Raw genomic sequence first — 7,116 nt, forward strand, 5'->3', positions numbered from 1 at the left:
CGGATAGTTTTCGCGATGGGTCTGTGGCTCGGCAAATCTCCGTTGATCCTGTCCTCGCTCGCGGTGCTCCCCGAGGCCGACCGTCTGTTCGACCGTCCCGTCGCCTACGAGGTCTCGCAGTTCATGCCGATCGCGCGCGTGCTCGCCGATCCCACCCTATTGGCAGTGCCGGCCTCCGCGCCGTGGAAAACGGCGCAGGATTTCGTCGAGGATGCCAAGAAGCGCCCGGGTCAGATCACCTATGGCTCGCCGGGGCCTTACGGCACGCTGCATGTGGCGATGGAGATGTTCGCAAGCAGTGCCGGCATCAAGCTGCTGCATGTGCCGTTCCGCGGCGCAGGTCCGGCGCTGACCGCGATCCTCGGTGGCACCGTGCAGGCGATCGCCGCGGCACCTGGCACGCTGAAGCCGCAGGTCGACGACGGCAAATTGCGCGTGCTCGGCAATTGCGGCGCGCGGCGCATCGCAAGCTTCCCTGACGTGCCGACCTTCCAGGAACTCGGCTACAAGGATGTCGAGATGTACATCTGGGCCGGGCTGTTCGCACAGAGTTCTCTTCCTGCGCCGGTCGCGACCCGCCTGCGCGAGGCGATGGCGCAGGTGATGACGAGTCCCGACGTGCTCAAGGCGTTCGAGACCTCGGGCAGCCTCGTCGCCTATCAGGACGCGCCGGCCTTCGCCGAGTTCGTCGCGTTGGACAGCACGCGGCTGATCGCGGCCGTGAAGAAGATCGGCAAGGTGCAGTAGGTTCCAGCCCCGATTTCACATTTTTTTGTTGGTCCAGAACCGGCTCCCGCCTCATTGATTGATGAGAATTCGCAGGAAATCGAGAAGGACCGGGACATGCGAACAGAGCGGATTGCGCTGGGTATGGCGCTCGCAATCGGCGGCATCGTCGCGCAGGGCGCAGCATTCGCCGAGGAATATCGCGGAACCATGGAACAGCAGATGGCCTGCACACCGGATGTGTGGCGCCTATGCAGTGACCAGATTCCGGACGTAAGTCGCATCACGGCTTGCTTGCAGCAGAACACGCCGCAGCTCTCGAGCGGCTGCCGCGCCGTGTTCCAATCCAACAACCAGATGCCGCCGCAGCAACAGGTTCCGCGCAATCGCGTCGCACCGCCGCCGCGCTATTACAATGCGCTGCCGCCACCGCCCGCGCAGCCCCGGCCTTACGAGGACGACGACTAGGGCATGTCCGGTTCAGTGGACATGGCAGTTCGCCTTTACTAGCCGGCCAGAGCCGGACCTCCGAACTACCGCGGTTCGGCGCGCAGACGGGTTGGCCAACCGACACGGACCAGCGTTTGATCCGGATCAGACATAGCAAATTCGTACATCCCCCACGGCTTGTCTTCAGGCAATTGCTGAAATTCGCGAGCCGCAGCGTCAACATCCTCGAGGTAAAGATACAGCCCAATGGGTTTCTGCCCGGCACCAGCCATCCCTCCACTGCATCTGTCAAATGTAGGTAACCGCCTTTCCCGTTCGACAGCATGCGATAGGTGTCGGGTTCTCCCCGAGGCGGTCTTTGGCTGTCCGGGCGCGTGAACCCTAGTCGATTGTAGAACTGCTCAGACAGGTCGAGGTCATTGCACGGTAGAATAGCAGCCAAAACACCGGAAGGGATGTTCATTGTGCACTCCAACTTGGCAAGTCGATGCAGCAAACCTTGGCCGTCTGCGTAATACCCGAAATATGTTGTCTTTAAGGATTGCTGGAGCAGGTCCGCCCCAGACTAGGGCCTGTGCTCGCAGACATCGACCCATTCCGCCGCGGTCAGCTCGGCCATCCGTTCCGGCGTGATGCGCACGGCGCTGTGGGTCGAGCCGGCCGCCGGCACCACCATTGCGAACGCCTTCAGCGACACGTCGCAATAGACCGGCAGCGGCGACTTCAGGCCGAACGGGCAGACGCCGCCGACCTCGTGGCCGGTGATCTCGGCGACCTCTTCCAGTCCCAGCATCTTCGGCTTGCCGCCGAACTGCGTCTTCACCTTCTTGTTGTCCATCCGCGAGGTGCCGGCGGCCACGATCAGGATCACGCGTTCGCCGACACGCAACGACAGCGTCTTGGCGATCATCCCGGGCTCGACTCCATAGGCCTCGGCGGCCAGCGGCACGGTTGCCGAGCTGATCGGGGATTCGATGACGGAGATGTCGGGGGCTTTCTCGGCGAAGAAGGCGCGAACGGATTCCAGGCTCATTCCAGTCAGCTCATTCCAGGCTTGCAGGCGGGTGACGATGCTAAGCGATCCCTGGCAACTCGGAGAGCGAACGGACGCGGTGATCCGGTGCGAAGCCGAGCTCATCCATCTGGGTGCGGATCGCCTTAAACATCGTCAGCGGTGCCACGAGTTCGTTCTCGACGCAAGCCAGCGCCATCGCTTCCGGGCTCACCCGCTCGATCCAGGCGACGTTGAGCCCGAACGACTTTGCGCCCGCCACGTCCCAGGGATTGGAGGACACGAACAACACCTCGTTCGGTGCCGTACCCAGCACCTCGCCGATCAGCTCATAGGCTGCCGGGCTCGGCTTGAAGATCTTCTTGGCATCGACGCTGATGGTCGCATCGAGCAGGAGGTCGAGGCCGGAATTGCGCACGAGCGCATCGAGCATGTCCGGGCTGCCGTTGGAGAGGATCGCAAGTTTTCGCGGCTTCAAGGCCGCAAGCGCGCTTGTCGCGTCCGGATAGAGATCGAGATCTAGATATTTCGCGATGATGCGCTCGAAGGTCTCGCTCTCATAGACAAGCCCGAGCACGCGCAGCGTATAGGTCAGGGAGTCGCGCGTGACCGCGGCGAAATCCTGGTAGCGCTGCATCAGCGAGCGCAACCAGGTGTATTCGAGCTGCTTGATGCGCCAGACCTGCGTGATGATCTCGCCATAGCCCGGAAACGCATCCTCGGTGATCTCCGCGACCGACTGGATGTCGTAGAGCGTTCCATAGGCGTCGAAGACGACGGCTTTGATAGGCAAGGGCTGGTCCTCCGGGGGCGTGGCGGGCAAAGGACTATACTCCGCCCGGCCAAACGGAGCGGTCAGGTTACCGTGCGCCGGTGTTCGAGGCGTCTCTCTGCGCGAAGACCCGGCTGACTTCTGCGACGTGCGCCTCGCCCCAGGAGCACAGCGGGACGAGGGCCTCGGCCAGACTACGGCCCAAGGGTGTGAGGCTGTAGTCCACCCGCGGCGGCACCTCCTTGTAATCAGTCCGCTTCACGAGATCGTCGGCCTCCAGCTCCTTAAGCTGCTGGATCAGCATCTTGTCGCTGACGTCGCGTACGGCGCGCCTGAGCTCGCCGTAGCGGGTCGGGCCGCCCTGAGCGAGGAAGTACAGGATCAACGGTTTCCACTTGCCGGCGATGACCCGCAGGGTCGCATCGAGGCCGCAGGTGAAGCCGGGCAAAGTTGGTGTGCAACTCTGCACAGGCGGCGAAGTCTGCTCTGAAAGATCTTCCGACATTTTTTTGGGCACTTACCAAAAGGTGCATACTTGTCGATAGGTGGGTACGCCGCCAGCTCAGTGCAACCTCAGTGAAGGAGCACATCATGAGCAGACTACAAGGCAAGACGGCGGTGGTGACGGGCGGCGGAACCGGCATCGGATTTGGAGCGGCGAAACGGTTCGTCGACGAAGGCGCGTTCGTCTATCTGTTCGGGCGGCGGCAGGAGCCGCTCGATGCCGCCGTCGCGCAACTGGGTCCCTCGGCACGCGCCATCAGAGGCTCGGTGACTGACATGTCCGACCTCGATCGACTCTACGCAGCGGTGAAGGCCGAACGTGGCGGGCTCGACATCCTGTTCGCCAACGCCGGCACCGGATTGTTTGCCCCGCTCGGCGAGATCACGGTCGAGCACTACGATCACATCTTCGACGTCAATGTGAAGGGACTGGTGTTTTCGGTGCAGAAGGCGCTGCCGCTGATGAAGCAGGGCTCGTCGATCATCCTGACCGGTTCGAGCACGGGGGTGATGGGGACACCGCAGTTCAGCATCTACAGCGCGACCAAGGCTGCGATCCGCAATCTGGCGCGGAGCTGGGCGCTGGACCTGCGCGGCACCGGCATCCGCGTCAATGTGCTGTCACCGGGGCCGATCAAGACGGAATTGGCGCTGGAGATCGTCGGCGAGGAAGCCTTTGATGCGCTCGCAAGCACGACGCCCATCGGGCGTGTGGGCGCCCCGAGCGAGACGGGGGCGGTGGCCGCGTTCCTGGCGTCTGCGGACAGCAGCTTCATGACCGGCGGCGAGGTTTTCGTCGACGGAGGGCTGGCGCAGGTCTGATGCTTTGAGCGCGAGGGCTTCGGTCACGCGATCGAAGCCCTCGATGCGCGGTGGTTCTAGGACGCGGGGTCATTGGTAGCCACAGCCTGATTGACGCAAGCTGGGCGAAGGCGAGGCGATTGGTCGCCAGCTGCTATCGACCGCTGCAGAACTCTACTCATCAACGCATCGCGGGATCGTCCCATCGACTTCGGCTCTTTCGGGGCAAGGCGGACATCAGCCAGCCGTCTCACCGTCGGACAGGTCACGAACCAGCTTATCTGTGAGCCGAATTGCCATTTGGCATGTCGAGTTTCGGATCTGATCGAGAGCCCTCCCGGTCAACCGGTGCGCGGGACCGAAGCTGATGACGATACCGACGAGATCGCCGGCGTCACCTTTGACAGGGACGGCGACGGCGTTGACGTCCTCCATCCACTCACCTTTCACGAGAGCGTACCCGTCGCGTCGAACCGCTTCTATCCGGGCGATCTGCTCATTGATGTACGCTGGCGGGAGGCCAAGTTCTTGGCGGATACTGTCCAATGCACCTCGAACGTCAATGTCCGGCCGGAAGGCAAAGGCGACCTGCTGGATTCCGCTGATGCCACGCCCGCCTCTAAGAACTTGGTCGAGAGGTTGTGAATCACCTACCGTATAGTACACGCGAATGGTCTGGGGGGTCTCCACCTGGTCCAGCGTGACGACAGTGTTGCCCTCAACGATCACGAATGTAGCGGTTTCCCCCGTCTTGGCGACGAGTTCACTCAGGAGCGGGTGGACCAATGCGAGGAGAGCATCGTTAAAGCGCGGCGCGCGGGACAAGCGCCACAGCTTCGAGGTCATGACGTACCGATCGCCGCCTACCTCCCGCGACACGAAACCGCTGACGACCAATGTCTGAAGGAGCCGGTGGACGTTGCTTTTGGTGAGGGAAAGTTCGCTCGCGAGGTCCGAGACGCCGCGCGATTGCTTGCTCCGGCAGAGGGTCTCGATGAGCATCAAGCCTTTGGTCAGAGTTTTGTCCACGCCCGCCAGCGTGGCCTTACGGTGTGGACCGCCCCCGGAAGTTAGTTCGGAGCGATCCTTCCTCGAAACAGGCACTCGAATCCCCACAAATCTATCGTCGCCGACGCGCTCACGTCTGCGCGTGCAATCGACCTGAACGCCAAGCGGACGGGAGCGGCTGCCGCTCAGGCCCTTCGCGCGGCGAAGGTGCAAGAAGCGACTGAGACAGCCAACTTTACATGAATTTCGAACCTGTAGCGAGGCAACGCTCTCCGATTTACCGCCACTCGGTAGCGATCGTTGCGCTGCGGGCAAGCACTATTGACTCACGGGCCGCGGTGCGAGTAGCGTACAGAATAATAGAACATTAGTTCTGAAATATGGAACGCGAACGTCGCGCCTCTCTGGCGGCGATCAACCGCACGATCAACCGGAGGAAGCATGCTCGAGCCGAAGACAGTCGACGTATCGCGCCTGATCGACGAACGCCGGATCAACGGCTTCAACATCAAGCTGGTGCTGTTCTCGTTTCTGCTCGTCCTCATGGACGGATACGACATCACCTCGGCCGCATTTGCCGCGCCGTTCCTGGTGAAGGAATGGAGCATCACGAACGTGGCTGCGCTCGGCCCCGTCTTCAGTGCCAGCCTCCTGGGCGTTCTCTTCGGGTCGCCGCTCTTCGGCTATTTGGGCGATCGGTTCGGTCGGAAGATCGCGATCATAGGCTCGTGCCTCACGTTCGGGCTTTTTACGCTCGCGTGCATCAAGGCTGGCTCGGTGACGGATCTGCTTTATCTGCGCTTCCTCGCCGGCATCGGAATCGGCGGGCTGCTTCCGAACATCACCGCATTGAACGGGGAGTTCGCGCCGCGGCGCATCCGCGCGACAATGATCATCATCATGTTCACCGGCATCACCTTCGGCGGGGCGCTTCCGGGCCTGATCTCCGCAACGCTGGTGCCGCAGCATGGGTGGCAGGTCCTCTTTCTCATCGGCGGCGTGGTTCCGATCGCGGCGGCGGTCCTCGCGATCTTTCTCCTGCCGGAGTCCCTGAAGTTTCTGGTGCTGAAGAATCGCAGCCGAGAAGCGATCGTCCGGGTCGTCCAGGCCCTCAACCCGGCTGTCGGCATTGGTCCAGAGACGCGCTTCGTGATCCAGGACGAACCGGCGTATTCGGGCTTCACGCCAAAGCTGCTGTTTGCAGGACGCCTTGCGTATCTCACGCCACTCTTGTGGGTGATGTTCATCTGCTGCCAGATGTCGTTCTATTTCACCAATAGCTGGCTGCCGACGGTCCTTGCGACTGCGAAGGTGCCGACCTCGCATGCCGCGCTCGCCACCTCGCTGTTCCAGATCGGCGGCACGGTCGGCGGTCTCGCGCTCGCTCGACCGCTCGACAAGCATGGCTTCACGCCAGTGGCGATGCTGTTCGCGCTGTCGCTTCCGATCGTCGCCTCATTGGGCTTTCTGACCGACATCGAGCCGCTCCTCCTGATCGCCGTGTTCTTCGCCGGCTTCTGTCTGCTCGGTCTGCAACTCGGCCTCAATGCCGCATCGGCGCTGATTTACCCGACCGCCTTTCGCACCAACGGGTCCGGTTGGGCCTTCGCGGTCGGGCGTGTCGGTTCGGTGAGCGGTCCTGTGCTCGGCGGCATCCTGATCGCGATGAAGCTGCCGCTCTACGAGATCTTCCTGCTGGTGCTCATCCCGCTCGCCCTCGGAACCGTCGCAAGCATCGTGATCGCCCGGCTGTTCGGCAGGGGATTCCAGGACGACGTTCCTGGCGCGCCGCGCACAACGGCCCCGGCGGCGCCTCGCCGCGGCACGGTCGTCACCCTGTGAT

The 7,116-nt window shown here is 62.6% G+C and carries 8 protein-coding genes; 4 read left to right on the forward strand and 4 right to left on the reverse strand.

Annotated features, from left to right (window positions below):
* Together MOV74_RS26950 and MOV74_RS26955 are read left to right on the forward strand one after the other, a co-directional pair.
* On the forward strand, positions 1-747 hold a 747-nt coding region (locus tag MOV74_RS26950; protein WP_246929526.1), incomplete at its 5' end, for a tripartite tricarboxylate transporter substrate binding protein.
* 96 nt (positions 748-843) lie between these two features.
* Positions 844-1,194: a hypothetical protein gene (locus MOV74_RS26955; protein ID WP_246929528.1), complete on the forward strand. Its 351-nt coding sequence runs from the start codon at positions 844-846 to the stop codon at positions 1,192-1,194.
* 547 nt (positions 1,195-1,741) lie between these two features.
* On the opposite strand, the gene MOV74_RS26960 is transcribed toward MOV74_RS26955, so the two are convergent.
* The 3 genes from MOV74_RS26960 to MOV74_RS26970 all read right to left on the reverse strand — a co-directional run bounded on the left by MOV74_RS26960 (position 1,742) and on the right by MOV74_RS26970 (position 3,465).
* Positions 1,742-2,209, reverse strand: coding sequence for a YbaK/EbsC family protein (locus tag MOV74_RS26960; RefSeq protein WP_246929531.1), 468 nt, complete (start codon positions 2,207-2,209; stop codon positions 1,742-1,744).
* Positions 2,210-2,249: 40 nt separating this feature from the next.
* Positions 2,250-2,981, reverse strand: coding sequence for a haloacid dehalogenase type II (locus MOV74_RS26965; protein ID WP_246929532.1), 732 nt, complete (start codon positions 2,979-2,981; stop codon positions 2,250-2,252).
* 67 nt (positions 2,982-3,048) lie between these two features.
* Positions 3,049-3,465 (reverse strand): helix-turn-helix domain-containing protein, encoded by a 417-nt coding sequence (locus MOV74_RS26970; protein ID WP_246929533.1) that lies wholly within the window; start codon positions 3,463-3,465, stop codon positions 3,049-3,051.
* Positions 3,466-3,551: 86 nt separating this feature from the next.
* Here MOV74_RS26970 and MOV74_RS26975 point away from each other — a divergent pair, with 86 nt between their 5' ends.
* Positions 3,552-4,286 carry an SDR family NAD(P)-dependent oxidoreductase gene (locus MOV74_RS26975; protein WP_246929534.1) on the forward strand — a complete coding sequence of 245 codons (735 nt, stop codon included), beginning with the start codon at positions 3,552-3,554 and terminating at the stop codon, positions 4,284-4,286.
* A 216-nt stretch (positions 4,287-4,502) separates the two neighbouring features.
* Here the strand turns inward: MOV74_RS26975 and MOV74_RS26980 are convergent, their stop codons facing one another.
* Positions 4,503-5,294, reverse strand: a complete 792-nt coding sequence (locus tag MOV74_RS26980; protein WP_246929536.1) for an IclR family transcriptional regulator — start codon at positions 5,292-5,294, stop codon at positions 4,503-4,505.
* A 420-nt stretch (positions 5,295-5,714) separates the two neighbouring features.
* Between MOV74_RS26980 and MOV74_RS26985 the strand changes: the two genes are divergently transcribed.
* Complete coding sequence (locus MOV74_RS26985; protein ID WP_246929538.1) at positions 5,715-7,115, forward strand: MFS transporter; 1,401 nt, start codon at positions 5,715-5,717, stop codon at positions 7,113-7,115.
* Position 7,116: the final 1 nt, after the last annotated feature.

This window comes from Bradyrhizobium sp. SHOUNA76 (assembly GCF_023006445.1).
Lineage (GTDB): Bacteria > Pseudomonadota > Alphaproteobacteria > Rhizobiales > Xanthobacteraceae > Bradyrhizobium.

Coding starts and splice junctions, on each gene's coding strand:
- MOV74_RS26960 (WP_246929531.1), bottom strand. CDS start 2,209: ATGAGCCTGGAATCCGTTCGCGCCTTCTTCGCCGAGAAAGCCCCCGAC.
- MOV74_RS26955 (WP_246929528.1), top strand. CDS start 844: ATGCGAACAGAGCGGATTGCGCTGGGTATGGCGCTCGCAATCGGCGGC.
- MOV74_RS26985 (WP_246929538.1), top strand. CDS start 5,715: ATGCTCGAGCCGAAGACAGTCGACGTATCGCGCCTGATCGACGAACGC.
- MOV74_RS26975 (WP_246929534.1), top strand. CDS start 3,552: ATGAGCAGACTACAAGGCAAGACGGCGGTGGTGACGGGCGGCGGAACC.
- MOV74_RS26970 (WP_246929533.1), bottom strand. CDS start 3,465: ATGTCGGAAGATCTTTCAGAGCAGACTTCGCCGCCTGTGCAGAGTTGC.